The organism is Sulfitobacter sp. M05 (genome assembly GCF_029285175.1).
Lineage (GTDB): Bacteria > Pseudomonadota > Alphaproteobacteria > Rhodobacterales > Rhodobacteraceae > Sulfitobacter.
The window spans coordinates 301,363-325,537 of the sequence record NZ_JABEDH010000001.1; the positions used below are offsets into that span (position 1 = coordinate 301,363).

19 protein-coding genes are annotated in these 24,175 nt (G+C 59.2%); 13 read left to right on the forward strand and 6 right to left on the reverse strand.

Translation table 11 applies throughout. From position 1 onward, the window contains the following. Window positions 1–55 precede the first annotated feature (55 nt). From HKX44_RS01480 to HKX44_RS01495, 4 genes are read left to right on the forward strand one after another with little or no spacing between them, the layout of a single operon-like run. Window positions 56–712, forward strand: a complete 657-nt coding sequence (locus HKX44_RS01480) for an ABC transporter ATP-binding protein (RefSeq protein WP_276149531.1) — start codon at window positions 56–58, stop codon at window positions 710–712. Next, window positions 709–3,084, forward strand: coding sequence for an FtsX-like permease family protein (locus tag HKX44_RS01485; protein ID WP_276149532.1), 2,376 nt, complete (start codon window positions 709–711; stop codon window positions 3,082–3,084). The genes HKX44_RS01480 and HKX44_RS01485 overlap by 4 nt, the downstream gene beginning before the upstream one ends. Further along, window positions 3,074–4,132 (forward strand): lipocalin-like domain-containing protein, encoded by a 1,059-nt coding sequence (locus HKX44_RS01490; RefSeq protein ID WP_276149533.1) that lies wholly within the window; start codon window positions 3,074–3,076, stop codon window positions 4,130–4,132. Before HKX44_RS01485 ends, HKX44_RS01490 begins: the two co-directional genes overlap by 11 nt. After that, window positions 4,125–4,679: a pyridoxamine 5'-phosphate oxidase family protein gene (locus HKX44_RS01495; RefSeq protein ID WP_276149534.1), complete on the forward strand. Its 555-nt coding sequence runs from the start codon at window positions 4,125–4,127 to the stop codon at window positions 4,677–4,679. Before HKX44_RS01490 ends, HKX44_RS01495 begins: the two co-directional genes overlap by 8 nt. A 145-nt stretch (window positions 4,680–4,824) precedes the next feature. Here HKX44_RS01495 and katG read toward each other — a convergent pair whose 3' ends face one another. Continuing rightward, entirely contained in the window at window positions 4,825–7,047 is a 2,223-nt protein-coding gene (gene katG / locus HKX44_RS01500; protein ID WP_276149535.1) for a catalase/peroxidase HPI, read from the reverse strand. A 94-nt stretch (window positions 7,048–7,141) separates the two neighbouring features. Here katG and HKX44_RS01505 point away from each other — a divergent pair, with 94 nt between their 5' ends. Further along, window positions 7,142–8,038, forward strand: a complete 897-nt coding sequence (locus tag HKX44_RS01505; RefSeq protein ID WP_276149536.1) for a hydrogen peroxide-inducible genes activator — start codon at window positions 7,142–7,144, stop codon at window positions 8,036–8,038. Window positions 8,039–8,124: 86 nt separating this feature from the next. Continuing rightward, on the forward strand, window positions 8,125–10,716 hold the full coding sequence (locus HKX44_RS01510) for a methyl-accepting chemotaxis protein (protein ID WP_276149537.1): 2,592 nt from the start codon (window positions 8,125–8,127) through the stop codon (window positions 10,714–10,716). Window positions 10,717–10,918: 202 nt separating this feature from the next. On the opposite strand, the gene metG is transcribed toward HKX44_RS01510, so the two are convergent. The 3 genes from metG to HKX44_RS01525 all read right to left on the reverse strand — a co-directional run bounded on the left by metG (window position 10,919) and on the right by HKX44_RS01525 (window position 15,085). After that, window positions 10,919–12,631, reverse strand: a complete 1,713-nt coding sequence (gene metG / locus HKX44_RS01515) for a methionine--tRNA ligase (RefSeq protein WP_276149538.1) — start codon at window positions 12,629–12,631, stop codon at window positions 10,919–10,921. Between the two features lie 55 nt (window positions 12,632–12,686). Next, the gene (locus HKX44_RS01520) at window positions 12,687–13,775 is read right to left on the reverse strand and encodes a serine hydrolase domain-containing protein (protein WP_276149539.1); all 1,089 of its coding nucleotides are present in this window, start codon (window positions 13,773–13,775) and stop codon (window positions 12,687–12,689) included. A gap of 62 nt (window positions 13,776–13,837) precedes the next feature. Next, window positions 13,838–15,085, reverse strand: coding sequence for an MFS transporter (locus tag HKX44_RS01525; protein ID WP_276149540.1), 1,248 nt, complete (start codon window positions 15,083–15,085; stop codon window positions 13,838–13,840). Between the two features lie 171 nt (window positions 15,086–15,256). Here HKX44_RS01525 and HKX44_RS01530 point away from each other — a divergent pair, with 171 nt between their 5' ends. The 5 genes from HKX44_RS01530 to HKX44_RS01550 all read left to right on the forward strand — a co-directional run bounded on the left by HKX44_RS01530 (window position 15,257) and on the right by HKX44_RS01550 (window position 20,150). Then, on the forward strand, window positions 15,257–16,300 hold the full coding sequence (locus tag HKX44_RS01530; protein WP_276149541.1) for an aldo/keto reductase: 1,044 nt from the start codon (window positions 15,257–15,259) through the stop codon (window positions 16,298–16,300). A gap of 181 nt (window positions 16,301–16,481) precedes the next feature. Beyond that, on the forward strand, window positions 16,482–17,390 hold the full coding sequence (locus tag HKX44_RS01535; RefSeq protein ID WP_276149543.1) for a 3-keto-5-aminohexanoate cleavage protein: 909 nt from the start codon (window positions 16,482–16,484) through the stop codon (window positions 17,388–17,390). 92 nt (window positions 17,391–17,482) lie between these two features. Further along, entirely contained in the window at window positions 17,483–17,935 is a 453-nt protein-coding gene (locus HKX44_RS01540) for a hypothetical protein (RefSeq protein ID WP_276149544.1), read from the forward strand. After that, window positions 17,935–19,407 (forward strand): carnitine 3-dehydrogenase, encoded by a 1,473-nt coding sequence (locus HKX44_RS01545; protein ID WP_276149545.1) that lies wholly within the window; start codon window positions 17,935–17,937, stop codon window positions 19,405–19,407. The genes HKX44_RS01540 and HKX44_RS01545 overlap by 1 nt, the downstream gene beginning before the upstream one ends. After that, entirely contained in the window at window positions 19,404–20,150 is a 747-nt protein-coding gene (locus tag HKX44_RS01550; RefSeq protein WP_276149546.1) for an SDR family oxidoreductase, read from the forward strand. Before HKX44_RS01545 ends, HKX44_RS01550 begins: the two co-directional genes overlap by 4 nt. A 91-nt stretch (window positions 20,151–20,241) precedes the next feature. Here HKX44_RS01550 and HKX44_RS01555 read toward each other — a convergent pair whose 3' ends face one another. After that, window positions 20,242–21,120, reverse strand: a complete 879-nt coding sequence (locus HKX44_RS01555) for a helix-turn-helix transcriptional regulator (RefSeq protein ID WP_276149547.1) — start codon at window positions 21,118–21,120, stop codon at window positions 20,242–20,244. A gap of 105 nt (window positions 21,121–21,225) precedes the next feature. On the opposite strand from HKX44_RS01555, the gene HKX44_RS01560 reads away from it, so the two are divergent. Both HKX44_RS01560 and HKX44_RS01565 read left to right on the forward strand, forming a co-directional pair. Then, a complete protein-coding gene (locus HKX44_RS01560; protein WP_276149548.1) occupies window positions 21,226–22,164 on the forward strand; it encodes a fatty acid desaturase in 939 nt (312 codons plus the stop codon). A gap of 159 nt (window positions 22,165–22,323) precedes the next feature. Continuing rightward, window positions 22,324–23,241, forward strand: a complete 918-nt coding sequence (locus HKX44_RS01565) for a DMT family transporter (RefSeq protein ID WP_276149549.1) — start codon at window positions 22,324–22,326, stop codon at window positions 23,239–23,241. A 238-nt stretch (window positions 23,242–23,479) separates the two neighbouring features. Here the strand turns inward: HKX44_RS01565 and HKX44_RS01570 are convergent, their stop codons facing one another. Continuing rightward, the gene (locus HKX44_RS01570; protein WP_276149550.1) at window positions 23,480–24,175 is read right to left on the reverse strand and encodes an NUDIX hydrolase; all 696 of its coding nucleotides are present in this window, start codon (window positions 24,173–24,175) and stop codon (window positions 23,480–23,482) included.

Sequence of the window (24,175 nt, forward strand, 5' to 3'; positions counted from 1 at the left end):
ATCGGCTGTCAATTCTGCCATGATCCGCTAAATCTTGTCGCAACAGGGGGTGGTTATGGTGTTGGAATTTTCAAAGGTTCAAAAATCCTTTGCCACCAGCGACGGGGATGTGCCGGTGCTGCGCGGGATCAGCTTTGATCTGGCGGCGGGGCAAACATTGGCGTTGACGGGGGAATCCGGTAGCGGCAAAAGCACGCTCTTGCATGTGGCGGCAGGTCTTGAGCCGTTCGAGGGCGGCAGCGTCAGTGTCGCGGGGCAAGACCTTGGCGGTATGGATGATGGTGCCCGCGCGGCCTTGCGGCGACGTGATATTGCGTTGATCTTTCAGCAATTTAACTTGATACCTTCGCTTACTGTGGCGGCAAATATCGCGTTTCAGGCGCGCCTGTCAGGACGGGCGGATGATGCCCATACTGACCGCGTGGCAAAGGCGCTGGGCCTGTCCGCCCATATGTCCAAATATCCCGAAACCCTGTCCGGCGGCCAACAGCAACGGGTGGCCATTGCCCGCGCTCTGGCAGCGAAACCAAAACTCTTGCTGGCGGACGAGCCGACCGGCAATCTGGACGAGGGCACCGCCGAAGAGGTGCTGGAACAGATGCTTGATCTTGTCAGCCAGACCGGTGCGTCTCTGATGGTGGTCACCCATTCCCCCGCCATCGCCGCCCGTATGCAGCGCCGGCTGCATCTGCAAAACGGTGTGTTGGCATGATACGGGCCTGTTTTTCGGCGCTCTGGTCCCATTGGCGGCGAAATCCGGTTCAGCTGTTTGCCTATCTGGCGGGGCTGGCCTTGGCGACAGCGCTTTGGTCCGGTGTGCAGGCGATCAACGCCGAGGCCCGTGCCAGCTATGGCGCTGCCGCCGCGACCTTAGGTGAAGGTCAGCATGACCAGCTGGTGCCGCGTCAGGGCGACCGCATTCCACAAGAGCGTTTCATCGCGCTGAGGCGGGCCGGTTGGCTGGTGTCACCGGTTACAGAGGGGCGACTTGCCGGGCTGCGCCTTATTGGCATTGATCCAGTGACGGCCCCCGGTGGCCTCGCCGGGCTTAAAGCAGATCAGCTTTTGACCCGCGGCACTGGTGGCGCAGAACAGGTCTTTGTGAACCCGCAAACGGCCCAAGAGTTCGGTGGTGGTCTGGCTGTAACACTTGATCCAGACATTGCCGTGGGGATCGGCATCGCCGATATCGGCAGAGTGCAGAACCTGTTGGGGCACAGCGATTTGTCACGGCTGATTGTACTGCCCGATCAACCACTTGGTCGTCCGGATCTATCGGCCATCGCCCCGGATCTGCGCCTTCAGGCGGCGCAGCAAAGCGCGGATATCGGACAGTTGACCGACAGTTTCCACCTCAACCTCACAGCCTTTGGTCTGCTCAGTTTTGCGGTGGGTTTGTTCATTGTGCATAGCACCATCGGTCTGGCATTCGAACAGCGGCGCGGGATGATCCGGACGCTGCGCTCTTTGGGGGTGCCCCTGCGGCTTTTGGTTACGCTGATTGCGGTCGAGATGATGGCGTGGGCCGCCATTGGGGCCAGTTTGGGGGTCGTGGCGGGCTATCTGATTGCGGCCCTGTTGCTGCCTGATGTCGCGGCGACCCTGCGCGGCCTCTATGGCGCCGAGATTTCCGGCACCCTGCAAATCCGACCTGAATGGTGGCTGTCGGGTCTGTTGATCGCGTTGCTGGGCACGGCTGGTGCGCTGGCGGGGCGCATCTGGCAGATCAGCCGGATGCCGCTGCTGGCAAGTGTGCGACCGCGTGCCTGGGTGATGGCCTCGGCTGCGCGGTTCCGCCTGCCGACTCTGGCCGCTGCGGTACTGTTAAGCGGGGCATTGGTGCTGGCGCTTGTCGGGCAAGGGTTGTTTGCAGGTTTTACCCTGTTGGGTTGTTTACTGATCGGTGCAGCCCTTGCCTTGCCTGCGGTGACCTCTGTGGTGCTGTCCGGTTTCGAAGGGCGCGCCCGTACCCCGTTGTGGGAATGGTTCTGGGCCGACACGCGCCAGCAATTGCCGGGCCTTAGCCTTGCGTTAATGGCGCTGTTGCTGGCGGTTTCGGCCAATATCGGTGTATCGACCATGGTGTCCAGTTTCCGTCTGACTTTTATCGGGTTTCTGGATCAACGCCTCGCTCCAGAGCTGTTTGTGCAGGTCGAAACCCCAGAGCAAAGCACCGCGCTGCTGGGCTATCTTGATACCAATGCCATTGAGGTGCTGCCGCTGATGTCGGTGCAAACCCGCGTCACCGGGCGCCCAACCGAGCTCTATGGTGTGCGGGTTGGCCCGACCTACCGCGAAAACTGGGCTTTTCTGGACGCAAGGGCACAGCCCTGGAACGCGGTAGAGGCGGGGCGGGCTGTCGTGGTCAATGAACAGCTGGCGCGCCGCGCGGGGCTTTGGGTTGGGGATAATATCGAGATCGACACAGGGGTGATCCTGCCTATTGCGGCGGTGGTCGGGGATTACGGCAACCCCAGCGGGCAGGTGGTGATTTCGCAGACACTGTTCCAAAGGCTGCATCCCACTCAGGTGCCGCTGCGCTTTGGTATCCGGACGCAAGACGCCAGCGGACTGCGCGCAGAGCTTTCGGCGCAATTTGGCATTGCGCCCAATGCGATGACGGATCAGGCGGCGATCAAGGCGCTGTCGATGCAGGTGTTTGAACGGACGTTTACCGTGACCGCCGCCCTGAACGCCCTGACGCTGATGGTTGCCGGTTTCGCCATCCTGATGAGCTTGCTGACATTGGCCGATCTGCGTGTCCCACAGCTTGCGCCGGTCTGGGCGCTTGGGTTGACCCGCCGCTGGCTGGGCTGGCTTGAGGTGTTGCGCGCAGTGGCGCTGGCGGCGTTGGTATTCCTTTGCGCGGTCCCGCTGGGGCTGGCGTTGGCTTGGGTCTTGCTGAGCATCATCAACGTCGAGGCCTTTGGCTGGCAACTTCCGATGTATCTGTTTCCCGCGGAATATCTTTGGTTGGGCATCTATGCGCTGGGTGCGGCTGTGCTGGCGGCCCTCTGGCCGGCGCTACGCCTGATGCGCACGCCGCCCTCCGCATTGCTCAAGGTTTTTGCCAATGAACGTTAGGCTGTCGCACATGGTGCAACTCGCTACCTTTCTCTTGCTGTTCCCCATGACCCTCTGGGCGCAAGGGTTTTCCGGTCTCGGTGCAGAGGTGCAAGGGTTTGCGACCCCGCAACCGGACCCGCAATTCAGCTTTCCCGCCGATCACGGCGCGCATCCTGATTACCGGATCGAATGGTGGTATCTGACCGCCAACCTGCAAGGCCCCGATGGCACGGCCTACGGGCTGCAATGGACGTTGTTTCGAACCGCACTGGCACCGGGCGAGGCGGCAGGCTGGTCCTCGCCGCAGATATGGTTTGCCCATGCCGCGGTGACCACGCCGGATGCCCATCACGCCACGGAACGCTTTGCCCGCGGGGGGATCGGACAGGCCGGGGTGCAGGCCGCACCGTTTCATGCGTGGATTGATGAATGGTCTCTGAAAGGCGCGGATTTCGACGCCATGTCCCTGACGGCAAGCGGCCCGGACTTTGGCTATGATATGGCTTTGACCGCGCGGGGGCCGTTGGTGTTTCACGGGGACGGGGGTTATTCCGTAAAGTCACAGCAGGGGCAGGCGAGCTATTATTATTCGCAGCCCTACTTTGACATCACCGGTACATTGTCGTTGCCTGACGGGGTGGTGGCGGTGACCGGTTCGGCCTGGCTTGATCGCGAATGGTCGTCCCAGCCCCTGGGCAAGATGCAAACCGGCTGGGATTGGTTTTCATTGTCCTTTGATGAGGGGGCCAAGCTGATGGGGTTCCAGCTGCGTCAGACCGATGGGGGGGGCTATAGCGCCTCTACATGGATCGCGCCGGACGGCACGGCGACGGCCTTGCCAGCTGGTGCCTTCGCGGCCGAACCGCTGCAAACCCATTCGGTTGCGGGACGCGACGTTCCGGTTAAATGGCAGGTGCGCCTGCCGGCCCGTGGTGTTGATGTCAACGTTTCAGCATTGAACCGCGCAGCATGGATGGGCCTGTCGATCCCCTATTGGGAGGGGCCGGTGCGCATAGAGGGCAGCCATACAGGCGTCGGGTATCTGGAGATGACAGGTTATGAATGATGTGGACGATCTGGGCGCGTTTCTGGACGGGGCATGGAGCCATCTGGAACATGGCGTGGCGCAGGCCACCTCTCTGGCGCGGTACCCGACCTTTGCGACGGTCAGTCCCGACGGCGTGCCACAGGCGCGCACCGTGGCCTTGCGCAGGGCGGATCGTGACAGGGGCAGGCTTGAGGTTCAGACGGATATTGAAACAGAAAAGGTGACCGCCCTGCGGCACAATCCGACGGCGGCCTTACATGTCTGGTTGCCCGAAGCAGATTTGCAAATCAGGTTGACCGCGCGGGTGACGATCCTGACAGGGGCGGCGGTAGATGACGCATGGGCCAGAGTGCCCGCCACCTCGCGGGTTTCATATGGAACTGAGCCGCTGCCGGGCACACCGATTGCGCAGGTCTATGCCTATGAAAAGCCTGCCAATCGCAGCCGCTTTGCGGTGTTGGACTGCCAGCTGACGCATATTGATCTGGTGCATCTCGATACCCGCCACCGGCGCGCGGCATTCTCTGTCACCGACGGCTGGCGAGGCAAATGGCTAGCCCCCTAAAGCTTTTCGAGTTTTGATCGAAACGCCATAAGCTGGCACTGAGGCGGGACGCTCTAATGGGTCCTGAAACCAAGAGCAGGCGCACCAAAGAAAACAGGCCCCTCCGATCTCTCGGAAGGGCCTGTTTTCTTTTGTCGTTAGCCGCTTACGCCAGATCGAAGCGGTCCGCGTTCATCACTTTGGTCCATGCTGCCACAAAGTCAGAGACAAAACGCGCGTTGGCGTCATCGCTGCCGTATGCTTCGGCCAGGGCCCGCAGTTGCGAGTTGGACCCAAAGATCAGATCGCTGCGTGTGCCGGTGCGCAGGGCCTTGCCGGTCTTGCGGTCGCGTGCTTCGAAAACTTCTTTGCCCTCAATGGCATGCCATGTGACATCCATATCCAGAATGGTCTTGAAGAAATCGTTGCTCAGGCTGCCGGGGGCATCGGTGAACACCCCGTGTGCCGTGCTACCGTGATTGACCCCGATGACCCGCAGGCCACCAACCAGAACGGTCATTTCCGGCGCGGTCAATGTCAACAGCTGCGCCCGGTCCACCAACAGCTTCTCGGTTGGCACTGCAAAATCAACCGCAAGGAAGTTACGGAACCCGTCCGCCTTCGGTTCAAGCACGTCAAAGCTTTCTGCGTCGGTCTGTTCGGCGGTTGCATCCGTGCGCCCAGGGGTGAAAGGCACGGTGATGTCGTGACCAGCGGCCTTTGCAGCCTGTTCGACACCGGCGTTGCCACCCAGAACGATCAGATCGGCAAGGGAAACCTTTTTGCCCCCGGAAGCCGCTGCATTAAAGGCGGTTTGCACGTCTTCAAGTGCCGCCAGAACCTTGGCCAGTTTCGCCGGTTCGTTGACTTCCCAGTCCTTTTGCGGGGCCAGACGGATGCGCGCGCCATTGGCACCGCCGCGATGGTCTGATCCGCGATAGGTCGAGGCAGAGGCCCATGCCACAGAGACCAGTTCGGACACGCTCAGACCGGTCGCGGTGATTTTGCCCTTGAGCTCCGCGACATCCTGCTCGTCGATCAACGGGTGGTCCACTGCCGGCAGCGGGTCTTGCCAGATCAGATCCTCGGCAGGAACTTCCTTGCCCAGATACCGTGCCTTTGGCCCCATATCGCGGTGGGTCAGTTTGAACCATGCGCGGGCGTATGCATCGGCAAACACCTCTGGATTGGCGTGGAAGTGCTTGGAAATGCGCAGGTATTCGGGGTCGGTTCGCATTGCCATATCGGCGGTGGTCATCATCGGCTGATAGGCGGGTTTGCCGGTGGCGGCATCCGGCACGCTGTTGGCCATGTTATCGCCCTTGGGTTTCCACTGGTTTGCGCCGGCGGGGCTTTTGGTCAATTCCCATTCCGTGCCCAACAGAGTGTCGAAATAAGACATGTCCCAAGTGGTTGGTGTGGGAGTCCACGCGCCTTCGATGCCGGAGGTCGTGGTATCTGTTCCCAGCCCGCTGGCATGGGTGTTGGCCCAGCCAAGCCCCATGGCTTCGATATCGGCGGCTTCGGGTTCGGCTCCCACAAGTGTCGGGTCGCCTGCACCATGCGCCTTGCCAAAGGTATGGCCCCCAGCCGTTAATGCGACGGTCTCTTCGTCGTTCATCGCCATTCGGGCAAAGGTGTCGCGGATGTCATGAGCAGAGGCCTGCGGATCAGGGTTGCCGTCCGGGCCTTCAGGGTTCACATAAATCAGCCCCATTTGCACCGCAGCCAATGGGTTTTCCAGATCACGGTCGCCTGAGTACCGGCTGTTTTCGCCACCTGAAGGTTCCAGCCATTCTTCCTCTGTACCCCAATAAATATCTTCTTCGGGTTCCCAGATATCGACGCGCCCACCAGCAAAACCGAAACATTCAAAGCCCATGGTTTCCATGGCGACATTGCCGGTCAAGACAAACAGGTCTGCCCAGGAAAGTTGACGCCCGTATTTCTGCTTGATCGGCCAGAGCAGGCGGCGGGCTTTGTCGAGGTTGCCGTTGTCGGGCCAAGAGTTCAGCGGAGCAAAGCGTTGCGAACCTGAACCAGCACCGCCCCTGCCATCACCGGAACGGTAGGTGCCCGCCGAATGCCAGGCCATACGCACAAAGAACGGACCATAGTGACCATAATCGGCAGGCCACCAGTCTTGCGAATCTGTCATCAGCGCCGCGAGGTCTTTCTTCACTGCATCCAGATCAAGTTTCTTGAACTCTGCGGCGTAGTCAAAATCGTCGCCCATCGGATCACCCAATGGGGTATTTTGGTGCAAGATCTTGAGGTTAAGCTGGTTTGGCCACCAGTCCATATTCGTGCGTGCATCATGTGTGACGTGTTTGGTGCTGCCGTGCATCACCGGGCATTTGCCGCCCGATTCATAGTCGTTGCCGTCCATTGGTTGCTTCCTTTCAGATGATTTGAGGTAAGCGTATCAAAGCCTTCCGGTAGTTTTAAGTTGGATTTTCTGATACTTGTGATAATTTTTACTTATGACAAACTTCACCATCCGTCAGTTGCGCTATTTTGAAGCTTTGGCCCAGCATAAACATTTTGGCCGTGCGGCAGAGGCCTCGTCGGTCTCGCAGCCGGCCTTGTCTGTTCAGATCAAGGAGTTGGAAGAAAGCCTTGGCACGCTACTGGTTGAGCGGGCGGCGCGGCAGGTCCAACTGACAGCATTCGGCGAGGCATTTTTGGAGCGTGTGGCGGTGATCCTGCGCTCTGTTGATGAGCTGGACGATTTTGCCCGGGCAGCCAAGGGGCAGTTAAGTGGGCGTTTCCGCCTTGGTGTGATTCCGACCATTGCGCCCTATCTGTTGCCGGCGCTGATTGGGAAACTGAACCAAAGCCATCCGGCAATTGATCTGCATGTGCGCGAAACCCTGACACCACGGTTGGTGCAGGAGGTGCAACAAGGCCGATTGGACACAGCCATCGTGGCGCTGCCGGTCTCGGAGCCGGCGCTGACCGAGATGGCTCTGTTCAGCGAAAACTTTCTTTTGGTGCGCCCGCAAAGTGCTGCGCATCAGCCTGCCCCAAGGGGGGAGGACCTGCGCGATATGCGGCTTTTGTTGTTGGAAGAGGGGCATTGCCTGCGCGATCAGACCCTGTCGTTTTGCCATGCGCCTACCGCCATATCCCGCGACGGCCTTGATGGCAGTTCTCTGTCTACATTGGTGCAGATGGTGGGTGCGGGCATCGGTGTAACGATGATTCCACAGATGGCCGTCGAGGTCGAAACCCGGTCTGCGGATGTAAGTTGTACGTCCTTTTCCGGATCACAGCCGGGGCGGACCGTGGGGATGATTTGGCGAAAATCCAACCCGTTATCAGAGGCTTTCGCCAGCGTGGCAGAGGTCGTGCGCAGCTGCGGGCCGCCGCAGCTGTAGCGGCGTTAATCGGCTGGAAACGAATGTCTGCCAAAAACCGCGCAACCGGTCCGCTTGGACCCCCTGTTGCGCAAAGGAAGTGCCAGATGTCTGAAAATGCTGCCCCGGAAAACCGCGTTTCCTTTTTTAACAGCCTGTTTTTTCAAACAACCTCTGTTGTGATGATTTGTATTTTTCTGGTTGTATCGGTCATTGAATACAAAAATCGCTCGGTCATGCTGGAAACGACCGAGCGCACAATGAGCGTGCGAGCGCAGGAGGTAACTGAACTTCTGGCCATGCAGATGGGCGGGTCGATTAAGTTCACCAATGTCGATGCTCTGTCTCATATTGTCAGCGGGGTACTGGAAAATTCAGGCGATGATGCGTTGGGCGGTATGGTTTTTGATCCGGGCGAAAGGGTGATCTATCAGACGGATGATATGGTGCCGGACGGGGTGCGTGCCCGGATGTCTGATCTGGCGCGGGAGGCCTTGGCAACCGGGGAACCGACGTTGTCCGGTGACGGGGTAATTGCCGCTATTCCCAGCCACTTCGGGGGAGAGAACGAAGTGGTTGGCGTGGTTGTGACAGCCTGGACGATGGAGCCCGCGCTTGCAGCATTGGCGCGAGAAGAGATGACTTTGCTGGCTTTTGGAGGTGTTGTTTTTCTGGTGGCGATGGTCTTTGCGACCGTATTTCTGCGGTTTCGCCTGTCGCAACCTTTGGCAAGTCTTGGGCTGGCGATGGGGGCGGTTGCCCGCGGCGAATATGATACCGAGGTGCCTTTTACGGCGCGGCGCGATGAAATCGGGCAAATGGCAAATCGGCTGGACCAGTTCCGCGCCAAACTGGCACAAGCACGGGAGCAGGAATTCGAGAACCTTTTCAAAAGCGCCGCATTGGAAGGCTCTGCTGCGGCAATGATGATCGTGGATACCTCTTTCAAGATCACCTTTGTAAACCCGGCCTGTGTTGATCTGATGGAAAACTTGTTGCCCGATATCAAAGAGGTATGGCCGGATATCAAACCGGTCTCTCTTGTCAGCGAAGATCTGGGCAAGCTGTCCCAACTTAGGGAGATGCTGATCAAGGTGACAAACCCGGACGCTGACCTGTCCAAGGACGAGCGCACAGTGAATCTGCGTACGGGGGCGCGCATTCTACGCCTGAATGTCAATCCGGTACATAATGCCGAGGGGGAGTTGTTCGGATGTGTCGTCGAATGGGATGATCGGACCAATGCCGCGCAGGACGGGGCTTTGGTTCAGGCAATCAACGCGGCACAGGCCCGCATTGTCTTTGGAAAATCTGGCGATGTCATTGATGCAAATGAGATTTTCCTGTCGATGATCGGCGGCGTGTTCGAAGACACGGCTGTTTGCAGTCTGGCAAGTATTTTTAAGAGCAACCTGGAGGGGGATAGTACAGGTGATGAATTTTTCCGTCAGGTTCTGCAGGAAGAAATTCAGCAAGGCCGCTTTAACGCCTATAGCAAGTTTGCTGACAAATCCTTTGTTGTGGATGGCAGCTTTGCTGTGATTCGGACTGAGGAGGGCACACCTGACCGCGTTACCTTTATCGGCACAGATGTTACTGAGCAGGAAACCGCGATTAAGGCGGCCGAAGCCGAGCGAATCCGCGCGACTGAAGAACAGACCAAGGTTGTCCAAATCCTTGGCATAGGGTTGAACAAGCTCTCGGACGGCAATCTTGAATGTGTCATCGACGAAGAGGTGCCAGATGTCTATCTGAAACTGCGTGACGATTTCAACGCGACGGTAAAATCCCTGCGCGACGCAATTTCCGCTGTGATCCACAATTCTGACTCGATTCGAAACGAAACCGGTGAAATCACCTCGGCGGCGGATGACCTGTCGCGCCGCACAGAGAAACAGGCCGCCACCTTGGAAGAAACGGCTGCCGCCTTGGATGAGCTGACGGTTTCAGTGCGTTCAGCTGCGGAAAGTGCGGATCACGCCAGCAAGATGTCAGCGGATGCGCAACGTAATGCGGATCAGGGCGGCGAAGTGGCCCGACGGGCGGTGACGGCGATGGACGGGATCAAAAACTCTTCGCAAGAAATCTCTAAAATCACCAGTGTGATTGACGATATCGCCTTTCAAACCAACCTTTTGGCCCTCAACGCGGGCGTTGAAGCGGCACGTGCCGGCGAGGCTGGACGCGGCTTCGCGGTGGTTGCCACCGAAGTGCGGGCTTTGGCGCAGCGGTCTTCTGACGCCGCGCGGGAAATTAACGAACTGATCAACTCAAGCGGCGAACAGGTGCAGCAGGGTGTCGATTTGGTGGACCGGACCGGCAAGGCGCTGGCATCCATCGTGACCTCGGTAGACGAGATTTCAAGCAGGGTGGCCAATATTGCAACATCTGCACGCGAGCAATCCAGTGGGTTGGCCGAAATCAATACAGCCGTGAATGAACTGGACCATGTAACGCAACAGAATGCGGCAATGTTCGAGGAAACCACAGCAGCGAGCCATGCCTTGACCTCGGAAGCGGATGCATTGGTGCAGGCGGTGTCGCGTTTCAAGCTGGATATGAACCGACAGGACAAGCGCAGTGCCGCAGTTGTGACGCCGGCACAAGACTCGTCCGCGACACCACAAGTAGTGGTGCAAGGTAACACCGCGCTTGAGGCAAATGCCGACCTGGCTGCGGAGGGATGGGAGGAATTCTAGGACATGGGTATATCCTGCGCTGTTGAGTGCAGGCCAAAACCGACAGGCAGCGGAAAACCAACCGGCCTAAATGGCGCTGCGCTCCACGGTTGTTCTTTTGGCATCACAGCGGCGGTTGACGTGGCGACGACCTTTCACATTTATCCTGAGACTTGCCGTCATCCCCCAATGCAAGGGAGAGCGCCGGCGGTCCTGTCAGCGCTTAGTCCCGCGTGCCGGCAAACCGTTCAGACCATTCGGTGACATTGTCATCGGTGATCTTGGCGAATAGAACTTCGGGCACCTCAAACGCATGTCCCGGCGCAAGACGGGCCAGTGCGGCGGGCACATCGTCAGGCCAATGCGCATCTTCCACCTTCATCGCTGCCAGCATTGACGCCGCAGCAGTGGGAATGAAGGGCGCGGACAGGCTGGCGTAAAGCGGGATAAGATTAAGCGCCAGACGCACCTGTGCTGCGGCCTTGTCCGGATCGGATTTGAAGGTTGTCCAAGGCGCTTCGGCTTGCAGATATTCATTGCCGGCGGCCCAGATGGCGCGCAGTTCCTGCGCGGATTTGCGCACTTCGATGGCACCCATATGTTCCTGATATCGGGCGACGCGTTCGGTGATATCGGCAATCAACGCCTCTTCGGCTGCTCCGTAACTGCCCGCTTCAGGCACAGATTCACCAAACTTGGATCGACAGAACTTTGTAATCCGGCTGATGAAATTGCCCAAAACATCTGCCAAATCCTTGTTCACAGAGGTCTGGAAGTTGTCCCATGTGAATTCCGCATCCGATGTCTCGGGGGCGTGGCTTAACAACCACCAGCGCCAGTAGTCCGCAGGCAAGATTTCAAGGGCCTGATCCATAAACACGCCGCGTCCGCGGGATGTCGAGAATTGGCCACCATCATAGGTCAGGTAGTTAAAGGATTTAATGTAATCGACCAGCTTCCAGGGCTCGCCCGAGCCCATAATCGTGGCTGGAAAGCTCAGGGTATGGAAGGGCACATTGTCTTTGCCCATGAACTGGGTATAGCGCACATCCTCGGCACCTTTGTCGGTGCGCCACCAGCGTTCCCAATCGCTGCCTTTACCCGCCTCGACCCATTCCGCGCCACAGGCGATGTATTCGATAGGCGCGTCGAACCAGACATAAAACACCTTGCCCTCCATACCGGGCCAGTCTGCATCACCGCGTTTCACCGGCACGCCCCAGCTCAGATCGCGGGTGATGCCACGGTCACGCAGCCCGTCGCCGTCATGCAGCCACTTCTTGGCAATTGAGGTGGTCAGCACGGGCCAGTCGGCTTTCTCGTCGATCCATGCGTCCAAACGGTCTTTCATCTGGCTTTGACGCAGGAACAGATGTTTTGTGTCGCGCATTTCCAGATCAGTGGAGCCTGAAATTGTGCTGCGTGGATCAATCAGATCAACCGGGTCCAGCTGCTTTGTGCAATTGTCACATTGATCACCGCGCGCACTGTCAAAGCCGCAGTTCGGGCAGGTACCCTCGATGTAACGGTCCGGCAGGAACCGCCCGTCAGCATTTGAATAGACCTGTTTCTCTGTCACTTCCTCGATCATGCCCTGATCCGCCAGAACCCCCGCGAAATGTTGGGTCAGCGCACGGTTCTGCGGCGAGGAGGACCGCCCGAAGTGGTCGAAGGAAAGCCCAAAATCTCCGGCGATCCGTTCCTGAACCGCATGCATTTCCTTGCAATATTCGGCCACCGGTTTGCCAGCCTTATTCGCGGCCAGCTCGGCAGGGGTGCCGTGTTCATCTGTGGCGCAGAGAAACAGCACCTCGTCACCGCGGGCACGCAGGTATCTTGCGTAGAGATCAGCAGGCAGTTGGCTGCCGACCAGATTTCCGAGATGTTTGATGCCATTGATATAGGGAATGGCGGAGGTGATGAGGTGGCGGGCCATGGCTTTTCCTTTACGCGGGTCTGACTGACATAGACTGCAAGTGATGCGGGATCAATCAGGGCATTTGGGGGATAAGGGCCGCGCGCAGCTCGCGATAGTCGGTGTTGTGCAATTGACCTTGCCAGCTTGCCACAAATGTGGTCCCGGTTCCGGTCATCACAAACAATGCGCCATGCTGGCGGGCTGCATTGTTGCTGCGCCACATTCCATTGTGCTGAATGGCTTTTCCCGTCGGCGTGTTCCTGTGAAAGACACCCAGCCCCGCACCGCTGTTGCTCTCATAGGCATAATCCCGCGGGGCCAAGATCCAGGCTTGGTCAGGCGCAAACCAATGCATCAAGAAACGGGCATAGTCGTCGGTTGAAACAGACCAACCGCCAAAGCCGCCGGTGGCCCACATACGCCCTGCGACGACGGCTTGCGTTGCACCAGCCGGTACCATGATCTGTGTTTTGCAGGTGTCGCCATATGGTTTGTCGGAAAGAGCTGAAATGATCTGTCCTAGCACGGCAAAGTTGGTGTTTGCGTAAGCAAAGCTGTGGTCTGCGGATTGGTGGGCGGGGTTGGTGAGTGCTTCACGGGCAAAGTGCTGTTGGGTGTAGAGGTTGCGCCCTTCGACAGCGGTTTCGGTGACGGTGATGTTCTTGGGCCAGCCGGTGGTATGGGTGACCAGGTCGCCAAGCGAAAGCACCGCTGCACCGGCGTGTGGGGGCATGTGGTGCTTGGCCAAAGCCGGCGTCAAATCCGCAAGTGTGCTGGACCAACTCAGCTCAAAACTGTCCATCATGTCGTTTAGGCACATGGCGGTGATGGCCTTGGACAGGCTGGCGATGGGGTAGGCGGTATCGGGGCTGCGGCCTTCGCCCATGCTGTGAAGGATCTGACCGTCGCGGCCCAGTGTCATCGCGCTGGCGGCAATGTTGTGGCGGGCCAGCCAGTCCCGCCATGCGCCTTCAATGCCGGAGACATCAATGGTTGCCTTTTCAGGCGGTATTTGATGGGCTGGTTTTTCTTTTACTGCGGGCGAGGCCGGCGCAACCGGGGCCATATCAGGTGCCACATGTGATGACGTGTCGTCAGGGGCCAGCAAGAGGATCAAGGCAAAAGCGAACAGAGCGGCCACAACGGCGGTGAGGATTTTCATTTACCCGATCCTTTTGTCGTGGGGATCGGATACCCGTCAAGAAAGGTAGCCTTGTGGTGAGATTATGGCGTTTTGGCGGGTGGTTCTCGAGGTTTGTCACGATCCTTGCGCAGCAACCGCCCGATGGTAAAGGAGGTACGCGGCGCATAGATATAGGGCGTGCGGGATTGCTGTGCCGGGCGGGCGCGCATCCGCACGAGTCCAAAGACCACCAGCACGGCATGTCCGACCGAGATCATCGCGAAAAGGGCTGCAGGGCCAAAGCCTTCGATCAGGGCAGAGGCCAGAAAAGGGGCGAAAATGGCCCCAGATGCAAACCAGAACATCAGCGCCGCAGAAAGTTCGACCCGCTCATCATCGCTTGCGAAATCATGAGCGTGGGCCGCGGCGACCGAATAGATGGGAAAGGTTGTCAGGCCAAACAGGCCCGCTGACAACATAATGCCGGTGGTGCCCAATCCGCTGGCCATCATGGTAATTGCACAGCTGAGGATCGCGGCGGCAGAAAGCCAGATCAGCACCCAGCGCCGATCAAATTTGTCCGCCAGCCAGCCGACGGGAAACTGCGCCAAGGCCCCGCCCAGCACAAAGGCGGACAGGAACCACGCGATTTGTGTGGCACTCAGACCGACTTCCTGACCATAGATCGGGCCCACCATGCGAAACGAGGCGCTGGACAGGGCGGCAACCACCACGCCAGCGGCGGCCAGCGGCGAGCGCTCCAAGGCCAACCGGGGCCGTAAACGCGGCGAGGCCGGTGTTTCGGGTGGCTTGATCTTGGTCAGTGTCAGCGGCAGGAGGGCGGCGCAACAGCCGATCGCCAGCAGGTTGTAAGAGACATAGGACGCGGGGGCGAGGATGCCGACAATCATCTGCGCGCCAAGGCTGCCGGTCATGTCGACCACACGGTAAATCCCCATGGTTCGCCCGCGTGTTTCATTGGTGACTTTGGCCTGCAACCAGGCTTCGATCACGGTATAGCACCCAGCCACACACAGCCCCGAGGCGATGCGCATGATTGCCCAAGCATAGGCGTCGATCACCAACATATGCGCCATCAGTCCAATGGCTCCCATGGCTGTGAAGGCGGCAAAGGCGCGGCTGTGTCCGACCGACCCCATCAGCCGCGGCGACCACCAGCAACCAATGAAGAAGCCCAGAAAATGCGCTGACCCCAAGAGACCGATTTCCTGTCGTGAAAAGCCAAGTGCCGTACCGGAAAGCACGTCAATCGGGCCAACCCCGCCCGAAGAGAGCTGTAAAAGGATGACGGATAGAAAAAGGGCGGCAAATGAAATGAGCAGGCGCATAAGGCAGTTAGTGCATTATTACCGGCCCCGACCAAGCAGAAACTCGACAAAACACGTCGTTTCCTGATCCCTTTGAGAATTGTTTGGTAACCTGTGGCCAAGCATAGTCATGATTTCGCCTTGAAGGTCCGCGACAGGACCTTAGGGTGAGCGCAAGATTGAGAGGGAACCATGAAGAAAAACGATCTTGGTGGCAGTGGCCTGATGGTATCCGAGCTGTGCTTGGGCTCGATGACATGGGGCACGCAGAATTCGGTGGATGAGGCGCATGACCAAATTGACCGCGCGCTGGATGCGGGCATCAATTTCATAGATACCGCAGAGATGTATCCGGTTAATCCGATCAGTGCCGAGACCACTGGGCGCACCGAGCGGATCATCGGTTTGTGGAACGAACGCGACATGCGACGCAACGATGTGGTGCTGGCCACCAAACATTCCGGCGAAGGCATGATGCATGCCCGCGAAGGTGCGCCGATTTCCTCCCAGACCATTGCCGAGGCGGTTGAAGGATCACTGCGCCGGCTCAAGACGGATTGGATTGACCTTTATCAATTCCACTGGCCCAACCGGGGCAGCTATATGTTTCGCAAGAACTGGTCTTATGACCCTTCTGGACAGAACCGGGCCGAGACGCTGGCCCATATGGAGGATGCGTTGGGCGCGCTTCAGGCCGAGGTCAAGCGCGGAACCATTCGCCACTTCGGGCTGAGCAACGAAAGTGCCTGGGGCATGACCCAATGGGCCGCGGCGGCGGAACGGACAGGTGGCCCGCGCCCGATCTCTGTGCAGAATGAATATTCGTTGTTGTGCCGTCTTGCGGATACCGATGTGGCCGAGGCGTCTATTAATGAACGCATTGATATGTTTGCATTTTCTCCGCTGGCTGCGGGGTTGTTGACGGGCAAATATCAAGGTGGTTCGGTGCCGGAAGGGTCGCGAATGTCACTGGTTCCCGAATTGGGCGGACGCAAGGGGCCGCGGGTGTTCAGTGCGGTTGATGCCTATCTGGAGGTTGCCAAGGACCACGGTCTTGATCCGGTGCAAATGGCCTTGGCGTGGTGTTGCCAACGGCCTTTTATGGGGTCGGTGATTTTTGGTGCGACAACGATGGCGCAGCTTGAGACGTCATTGGGTGCTGCCGAGGTTACCCTGAGCGACGAGGTGCTGACAGCGCTGGACGCGGTGCATAAGGCCCATCCGCTACCGTATTGAACGGGGGGGCACGGTTCTGACATTCGAGCAGGTTTCCGGTGGGAAACCGGCACCGCTTGATGCGGTCGTTCACGGCTCGCGAATTTGTCGTTTTCGGCATGGTATCGTCCGGTTTCCTGGGCCATGGTCCGGCAGAGAGACCAGACAAAAACACCCTAACTAAATGCAAGGAGCCACCCCCATGCCACTTTCCATGAACCGCGAGGTCTTTGTTACCTGCGCTGTCACCGGCTCTGGTGCGACACAAGACCGATCCCCCCATGTGCCGCGATCCCCCAAACAGATTGCCGAAAGCGCCATTGCGGCGGCCAAGGCCGGGGCGGCGGTGGTGCATTGCCACGTGCGCGATCCCGAGACCGGCAAGCCTAGCCGTGATCTTGGGCTATATCGTGAAGTCACCGACCGCATTCGCGACAGTGACACGGATGTGGTGTTGAATCTGACCGCCGGGATGGGCGGCGACATTGTTTTTGGCGATGTTGAGAATCCGTTTCCAACCCGTGAGGGCACCGACATGGTCGGGGCCACGGAACGGGTAGCGCATGTCGCGCAGTGCCTGCCCGAGATTTGTACGCTGGATTGTGGCACGATGAATTTCGCCGAAGCCGATTATGTGATGACCAACACGCCGGGCATGTTGACGGCCATGGGGCGCATGATGACCGAGCTGGGGGTGAAGCCTGAGATCGAAGCCTTTGATACAGGTCATTTGTGGTATGCAAAACAATTGGTTAGCGACGGGGTTTTGGAAAGCCCCGCCTTGGTACAGCTGTGTATGGGGGTGCCTTGGGGCGCGCCGGATGACCTAAATACCTTTATGGCGATGGTCAACAATGTGCCTGACGATTGGCATTTTTCGGGCTTTGGTCTGGGGCGCAATCAGATGGCTTATGTCGCAGCATCGGTGCTTGCGGGGGGCAATGTGCGGGTTGGTCTTGAGGACAATCTGTGGCTCGACAAAGGCGTGCTGGCCGAGAACTGGCAACTGGTTGAACGGGCCGGCAGCATCATCGAAAACATGGGCGCGCGGGTGATTGGCCCGGAGGATGTGCGCAAGAAACTGGGGCTGCAAAAACGCGCGCCCAAGTGAATGCAGATGCAGAAGGCCAGGCTTTGAGGCGGGGGCACCCTCTGTGCGCCCCGCGTACACCCCCCGTACACCGCCGCGTTGCAGCGATCGGGATGTCGCTGATGCTGCTGGGGTGTGCGGAAGTGCCACCTGTAGGGCCGGAGGCCTCCTTGCTGCGCAATCCGACCGTGGCCTTTGGCGGCACCAGCCGGTTCGATGCCGGAAAATTTGCCGGTGACTGGCGCACGCTGGCCTGTATCGGCACCTGTGATCGGGGGGCGCGATATGAGGTCGGGGGGCAGGGCGTTCTGCGCCGTGAGACCGGCGGTGTGCAGCGCGCTTACCAGATTTCTGCACCCGGTATCCTGCGCGCGCGCGACGGCAAGGGGACACTTGTGGTGATGTGGGTTGATACGGGCTTTCGCACCGCTGCGGTCGGGGACGCAGACGGGCAATTCGCGGCGATACTGGATCGGGGCGCGGGATCGGTGGACCGGACCCGGGCGGCAACAGAGATTTTGGATTTCAACGGCTGGGACATCAGCAAACTACGAAAGATACAGTGATGAGCAAGGTAGCGGCAATTATTGGCGGTGGGGTGATCGGTGGCGGCTGGGTGGCGCGGTTCCTGCTGAACGGTTGGGATGTGCAGGTGTTTGACCCCGATCCCGAGGCCGAGCGCAAGATTGGTGAGGTATTGGCAAATGCGCGGCGTTCCTTGCCCGGGCTGACCGATGTGGCCTTGCCCGCCGAGGGGCAGCTGAGTTTTCATGCCACGATTGCCGAAGCGGTGGCGGGAGCTGCGTGGATTCAGGAGAGTGTGCCGGAGCGGCTGGAGATCAAGCACACCACATTTGCCGAGGTGCAGGCGGCTTGTGCGCAGGATGCGGTGATCGGTTCGTCGACCTCCGGTTTCAAGCCAAGCGAATTGCAGCAGGGTGCGGCGCGCCCCGGGCAAATCATGGTCGCCCATCCGTTTAATCCGGTCTACCTGTTGCCGTTGATCGAGCTGGTACCGGGGGAGGCGGGTGATGCCGCGCTTGTCGAGCAGGCCAAGGCGGTGTTGGCATCGCTGGGCATGCACCCGTTGCATCTGAAGAAAGAGATTGATGCCCATGTGGCGGACCGTTTCCTTGAGGCGGTCTGGCGCGAGGCGCTGTGGTTGATCAAAGACGGCATTGCCACCACGGAAGAGATCGACGATGCGATCCGCTATGGTTTTGGCATCCGCTGGGCGCAGATGGGATTGTTCGAAACCTATCGCGTTGCAGGGGGCGAGGCCGGGATGAAACATTTCATTGCCCAGTTTGGCCCTTGTCTGAGCTGGCCATGGACCAAGTTGATGGATGTGCCGGAATTGACCGATGAACTGGTTGACCGGATTGCCGATCAGTCGGATGCGCAATCGGGGATGCATTCGATCCGCGAGCTGGAGCGGATCCGCGACAACAATCTGGTTACCATGATGCGCGGATTGAAAGCGCAGAACTGGGGGGCCGGTGCGTTGATCAATGCGCAGGAACAGGCGATGAAAGCGGGCACGGTGATGGCCGCGCGGGCGGATGATTTGCCGGCCGATGCGCCGGTTTTGACCGCGCGGCGCACGGTGCCGTTGGACTGGACCGATTACAACGGGCATATGACCGAAAGCCGGTATCTGCACGCTTTTGCCGATGCCACGGATCGGTTTATGGAGATGATCGGCTGTGACGCTGAATATATCCAGTCTGGCGGGAGTTATTTCACCGCCGAGACCCATATCCGGCATCTGGACGAGGTTCATGCCGGTGCGGTGATTGAGATCACCACGCAGGTGATTTTGGGCGAGGGCAAGAAAATGCACTTGTTCCACGAGATGCGCGAAGGCGAACGGTTGCTGGCCAGCGGCGAGCATTTCCTGCTGCATGTCTCGCTTGAGACGCGCAAGCCAAGCCCGCCCTCCGCCGAGATTGAGGCCGCACTTGTGCGGATCGCCAAGGGGCACGCGGGGTTGCCGCGCCCTGAAGGTCTGGGGCGTGCGATTGGCGGGGCACGGTGAAACAGGTTCTGATCACGGCGGGTGCTTCGGGCATTGGTCGCGCCATGGGCGAGGGCTTTGCCGCGGCGGGGTTTGAGGTTTGGGTGACGGATGTAGACGCCGCTGCCCTTGCCGCCTGTCCCGACGCCTGGCGTGGGTTTCTGGTGGATGCCACGGACGAAACCGCAATGGCGGCGGTGTTTGCCCAGATGGAGCGGCTTGAGGTGTTATGTGCCAATGCTGGCATCGCTGGGCCGACGGCCCCGGTGGAGGATGTCGCGCTGGCGGATTGGCGGAGCTGTGTGAGCGTGAACCTTGAGGGGGCGTTTCTGGCGGCGAAATACGCTGCCCCGTTGCTCAAGGCCGCCGGGCGCGGGGCGATTGTCCTGACCTCATCCACTGCCGGTCAATACGGCTATCCCAACCGGGCGCCCTATGCGGCGGCGAAATGGGCGGTTATTGGATTGATGAAGACGCTGGCGATGGAATTGGGCCCGTTTGGTGTGCGCGCCAATGCGATTTGCCCGGGGGCGGTTGAAGGGGCGCGTATGGAAGGTGTGCTGGAACGTGAGGCAGCCGCCAAGGGGATGACGCGGGATCAGGTCTATGACGGCTATGCCGCAGGGACGTCACTGCGCGCCTTTGTGCAGGCGCGAGACATTGCCGATATGGCGGTGTTCCTTGGTTCGGATCAGGCGCGGATGGTGTCGGGGCAGGTGATTGCAGTCGACGGTCACACGGAAAACCCCGATCCGAAGCTATAGGGTGCTGAGCCGCTAGGGTATCGGGGCTGACGGCCTCAGAGGCGCGGCGGAGGAGCGGAGCGCGGCGCGGCTCTCCCTTTCGAAAGGCCGATCAGCGGATCATCTGGCGCATATCGCTTAGCAGTGTGGGGCAGTCGCGGGCGGTGTATTTGGCTTCGCGGATCAGTGTATCAAAATCCTGTGTAAAGGTTTCGATCCGGCGGCGGTCGCGAAACGCCATGTAATGGCCGCCAGTATATAGCACCGCAAGCAGCGGGCCAAAGATCGTGACCGGGGCGGAGTAAAGCCGGCGGGCGTCGAACTGGTAAAGACGCAGCCGCGGATACAGCTGTTGGGTGAGGGCGATCAGATGGTCGGTCTGGTCCCGGCGGATATCAGCGGGCAGCCCGCTGTAATAGCCGGTGGCGCGGATGAAACAGTCGATCTCGTACAGGGGCAGGGCAATTTCATATTCCGACCCGGCCTGTCGCATCCAGTTCAACCTGTCTTGCGAGGCATTGATGGCCTGTTTTGCGGTGCGCCCCAAATGCGGCCCGTATTCCCATGTCAGCATTTCTTTGGTCTTGAGCATGTCCGGCAGGGTCGCAGGGACGTGACGGATTTTGTATCCTGCGGCCTCGCGGTGCCAATCGTAGATCTGTTGATCGACAAGGGCGCGCGGGGCATGGCTGAGTTCGAAGCTGTTTGACAGAAGGTCGGCGGCGGTTTCCGGTCGGTCCGACAGACCCAAAAGCCAATCCGAAGACACCCCCAACACGGAGGCACAAGCGCCGACAACATGGGCACCGGGCAGGCGGGTGCCGGTATCACTGAGCGCTTGGGACAAAGTGGAGCGGTCGGTGCCAACGGCACGGGCAAGCGCGCTTTGCGTCAGGCCGGAGGTTTTGAGCGCGCGCAGCAGGCGCAGGCGGAATTCCTGCGCGCGGCTGAATTTGTCGGGCAAGGCGGATGTGTTGGGAATTTCGGGCATATGGTGACTTTTATAACAGAAACGGGAGATTGTTAATCATTATTGGACTGGGGGCACCACTGAAACTGCGGCAGTGAAGGGGGAGGTAAATCAAACAGGGTCTCCATGAACATAGATCAAACAGCAGAACCAAATCTGGCCCTTATGCACCAGCACGCAGCGGGGCTGCGCTGGCCGACATTGGGGGTGCTGGCCCTGTGTTGCGTGATCTGGAGCGGGGCATTGTTTCTGCCCATGGGATGGGGGGCGTTGCAGTGGGTGCTGCTGGTGTTTGCCCTGACGCTGCATTCTTCGCTCAGCCATGAAATACTGCATGACGGGTTTTTTCGCAGCGCTTGGGCGAACCGGTGGCTGGGGTTGTTTCAGCCCGGTGTGTTTGTGCCGTTTCTGCGGTTTCGCGCCTTGCATCTGGAACATCATCGAGATGCCGATCTGACCGATCCATATGATGACCCCGAGAGCGCCTATCTGGACCCGCGGGTCTGGGCGGGGTTGCCGGTGTGGTGCCAGCGGGTGCTGTGGTTTAACAATACGTTGCTGGGGCGGATGCTGGTTGGGCCGGTGATCGGTATGGTGGCGTTTATGCGCAGCGATGTGCGCCGGATCATCGGGGGGGACAGGGTTGTGCTGTCGCATTGGCTGGCCCATCTGCCGGGGGTGGCGTTGACACTCTGGCTGGTATCCCTGTCGTCCCTGTCGGTCTGGGCCTATCTGTCAGCCTGTTACGGGGCGCTGTCGGTGCTGCGCATCCGCACGTTTCTGGAACATCGCGCCCATGAGCGCAGCGCGGGCCGTTCCGTTGTGATCGAAGACCGCGGCATTCTGGCATTTCTGTTCTTAAACAATAACTTTCATGCGGTGCATCACGCCCATCCGCAGGTGGCATGGTATGATCTGCCGGCCCTTTACCGCACCGGCAAGGACAAGTTTCTGCTGGGCAATCAGGGGTATGTCTATCGGTCCTACGCGCAGATTTTCCGGCAGTACTTCTTGTGTGCAAAAGATCCGGTGGCACATCCGCTCTGGCAGCCGAAAGACGAATAGGGCAGGGCCCTTTAGGGTCAGGACCCTAACTTAATCTTGCGCCGTAAGTGGACCAAGTTGTTGGAATGAAGTGACATTCCCGCCCCAAGGGGGCGGTCTTGCCGCTGATTTGAGGCACATCTGCTTGAAATAGAACCAATCTTCCTGCACAGAGGCGGCATGAGCGCTTTTTTGCCCGACCTCTGGATCATTATTTCCCTGACGGCGGCTGTTTTTCAAACCGTACGCTTCATGCTGCAAAAGCACCTGGCAACTGCCACGTTGACGGCAGCAGGGGCCACGTTTTCGCGGTTCTTTTATGCGCTGCCCTTTGTCACCCTGTTGTTGCTGGTCTATCTGGTGGGGCGTGATGTGGCGCTGCCTGCGGTGGGGACCTCGTTTTGGGGGTTCGGGCTTTTGGGGGCCTGCGCACAGATTACCGCAACAGTCTGTACGGTGTTGTTGTTCAAGCAACGCAATTTTGCGGTTGGGATGACGTTTACCAAGACCGAGGTGATCCAGACGGTTCTGGTGGGGTGGTTGTTGCTGGGCGAGGGGGTTTCGCCGCTTGGGTTTATGGCGATTTCCATCGGTATTGTCGGGTTGTTACTGTTGTCGGCGGCACCGGCGGGCACAGGGTTTCGGCTGCGTGATCTGGGCAACAAGGCCTCGGCGCTGGGCATTGCATCGGGCATTCTGTTCGCCTTTTCCGGGGTAAGTTATCGTGGTGCGACCCTTGCCGTTGCGGCAGAGGATCCGTTTTTGCGGGCCGGGCTGACGTTGACGGTGGTGGTGGCCATGCAAACGGTGATTATGTTGGTGTGGCTGCGGTGGCGCGAGCCGGGGCAGATCGCTGCGGTATGGAAGGCAAGGCGGGTTGCGGTCTGGATCGGATTAACCTCGATGGCGGGATCACTGGGGTGGTTCACGGCCTTTGCCCTGCAAAACGCGGCTTATGTCAAAGCGGTGGGGCAGGTTGAGATCATCTTTAGCATCGTCGCCACAGTGTTGTTTTTTCGCGAGCGGATTACGGCGCGCGAGGCGTTGGGGATGGCGATTTTATCGGTGTCGATCCTGCTGCTGATTTTGGTGATCTGACGGGGCGGTTTGGCAGGTGATGCCCGCCTTCAGCCCGATGGTGAAGAGAAGGACGACAGGGTGATTGTTCTGCGAGCCCCCAAGACCGTCACCAGTATCTTTTAAAGCGTCTGGCCTTTAACCTGAAGCATTTCGTATCCCTGATGCCGCGAGAACGTGCAGCGTGGCAGGGTATTGGAGAGTTATGTTTAAGGTCGGGCGCTTATAGGTCCGCTGTCTGCAGGGAAAAGCCCTGCGGTTATTCCTCCATCGGTCTGCCATGCAGCCGCAGAAAAAGGCTTTCTTCGTCGTTGTTTTTGAAAAACGGAACGGACTCTGGCGGGGTGCGGTCTTTGGCGCGGGCTTCAACCTCGGCCATGACGACTTCGGTAATGAAGGGCATGTCGAAGGCGCGCGCTTCGCTGAGGGGCACCCATTGCAGATGACTGAGTTCATCACAGGCGGCATCGAAATCGTCCAGATCGGATGCGATGTCATCGGCATCCACCAGAAAGAAGCGCGCATCGAAACGGCGCGGACGGCCCGGGGGTGTCAGGGCACGAAAGCTGAATTGCAGGGCGGATGCATCGGGCAGGTGGCCGGTGGCGGCAAAGGTTTCCCAATCGGGCGGCGGCGGCATATCCCAGCCGCCCTTGGCACCAAGGATCAGACCGGTTTCTTCCCAAAGTTCGCGCACAGCCGCGACAGCAATGGCATGGGCCAGCGTCGGGTCGGCATCCTCGGCAAGGCGGGTGGCGCAGAGATCGGGAAGTGGTGCGGCCAGCGGAATTTCGGCGTCGCCAGCATCGACCGCGCCACCGGGAAAGACGAATTTATTGGGCATAAACACAGCTTTAGCACCACGTTGCCCCATCAGGATACGTGGTGCTTCAAATCTGTCCCGCAGCACAATTACCGTGGCTGCATTTCGAATCTGGCTTTTGTCGACGGTCAT

What these genes read in the sequence shown, in the direction of transcription:
- HKX44_RS01510 (WP_276149537.1), top strand. Translation starts at nt 8,125, where the DNA reads ATGTCTGAAAATGCTGCCCCGGAAAACCGCGTTTCCTTTTTTAACAGC.
- HKX44_RS01480 (WP_276149531.1), top strand. Translation starts at nt 56, where the DNA reads ATGGTGTTGGAATTTTCAAAGGTTCAAAAATCCTTTGCCACCAGCGAC.
- HKX44_RS01545 (WP_276149545.1), top strand. Translation starts at nt 17,935, where the DNA reads ATGAGCAAGGTAGCGGCAATTATTGGCGGTGGGGTGATCGGTGGCGGC.
- HKX44_RS01505 (WP_276149536.1), top strand. Translation starts at nt 7,142, where the DNA reads ATGACAAACTTCACCATCCGTCAGTTGCGCTATTTTGAAGCTTTGGCC.
- metG (WP_276149538.1), bottom strand. Translation starts at nt 12,631, where the DNA reads ATGGCCCGCCACCTCATCACCTCCGCCATTCCCTATATCAATGGCATC.
- HKX44_RS01485 (WP_276149532.1), top strand. Translation starts at nt 709, where the DNA reads ATGATACGGGCCTGTTTTTCGGCGCTCTGGTCCCATTGGCGGCGAAAT.
- HKX44_RS01555 (WP_276149547.1), bottom strand. Translation starts at nt 21,120, where the DNA reads ATGCCCGAAATTCCCAACACATCCGCCTTGCCCGACAAATTCAGCCGC.
- HKX44_RS01540 (WP_276149544.1), top strand. Translation starts at nt 17,483, where the DNA reads ATGTCGCTGATGCTGCTGGGGTGTGCGGAAGTGCCACCTGTAGGGCCG.
- HKX44_RS01520 (WP_276149539.1), bottom strand. Translation starts at nt 13,775, where the DNA reads ATGAAAATCCTCACCGCCGTTGTGGCCGCTCTGTTCGCTTTTGCCTTG.
- HKX44_RS01530 (WP_276149541.1), top strand. Translation starts at nt 15,257, where the DNA reads ATGAAGAAAAACGATCTTGGTGGCAGTGGCCTGATGGTATCCGAGCTG.
- katG (WP_276149535.1), bottom strand. Translation starts at nt 7,047, where the DNA reads ATGGACGGCAACGACTATGAATCGGGCGGCAAATGCCCGGTGATGCAC.
- HKX44_RS01565 (WP_276149549.1), top strand. Translation starts at nt 22,324, where the DNA reads ATGAGCGCTTTTTTGCCCGACCTCTGGATCATTATTTCCCTGACGGCG.
- HKX44_RS01495 (WP_276149534.1), top strand. Translation starts at nt 4,125, where the DNA reads ATGAATGATGTGGACGATCTGGGCGCGTTTCTGGACGGGGCATGGAGC.
- HKX44_RS01525 (WP_276149540.1), bottom strand. Translation starts at nt 15,085, where the DNA reads ATGCGCCTGCTCATTTCATTTGCCGCCCTTTTTCTATCCGTCATCCTT.
- HKX44_RS01570 (WP_276149550.1), bottom strand. Translation starts at nt 24,175, where the DNA reads ATGACCGTCGACAAAAGCCAGATTCGAAATGCAGCCACGGTAATTGTG.
- HKX44_RS01490 (WP_276149533.1), top strand. Translation starts at nt 3,074, where the DNA reads ATGAACGTTAGGCTGTCGCACATGGTGCAACTCGCTACCTTTCTCTTG.
- HKX44_RS01560 (WP_276149548.1), top strand. Translation starts at nt 21,226, where the DNA reads ATGAACATAGATCAAACAGCAGAACCAAATCTGGCCCTTATGCACCAG.
- HKX44_RS01535 (WP_276149543.1), top strand. Translation starts at nt 16,482, where the DNA reads ATGCCACTTTCCATGAACCGCGAGGTCTTTGTTACCTGCGCTGTCACC.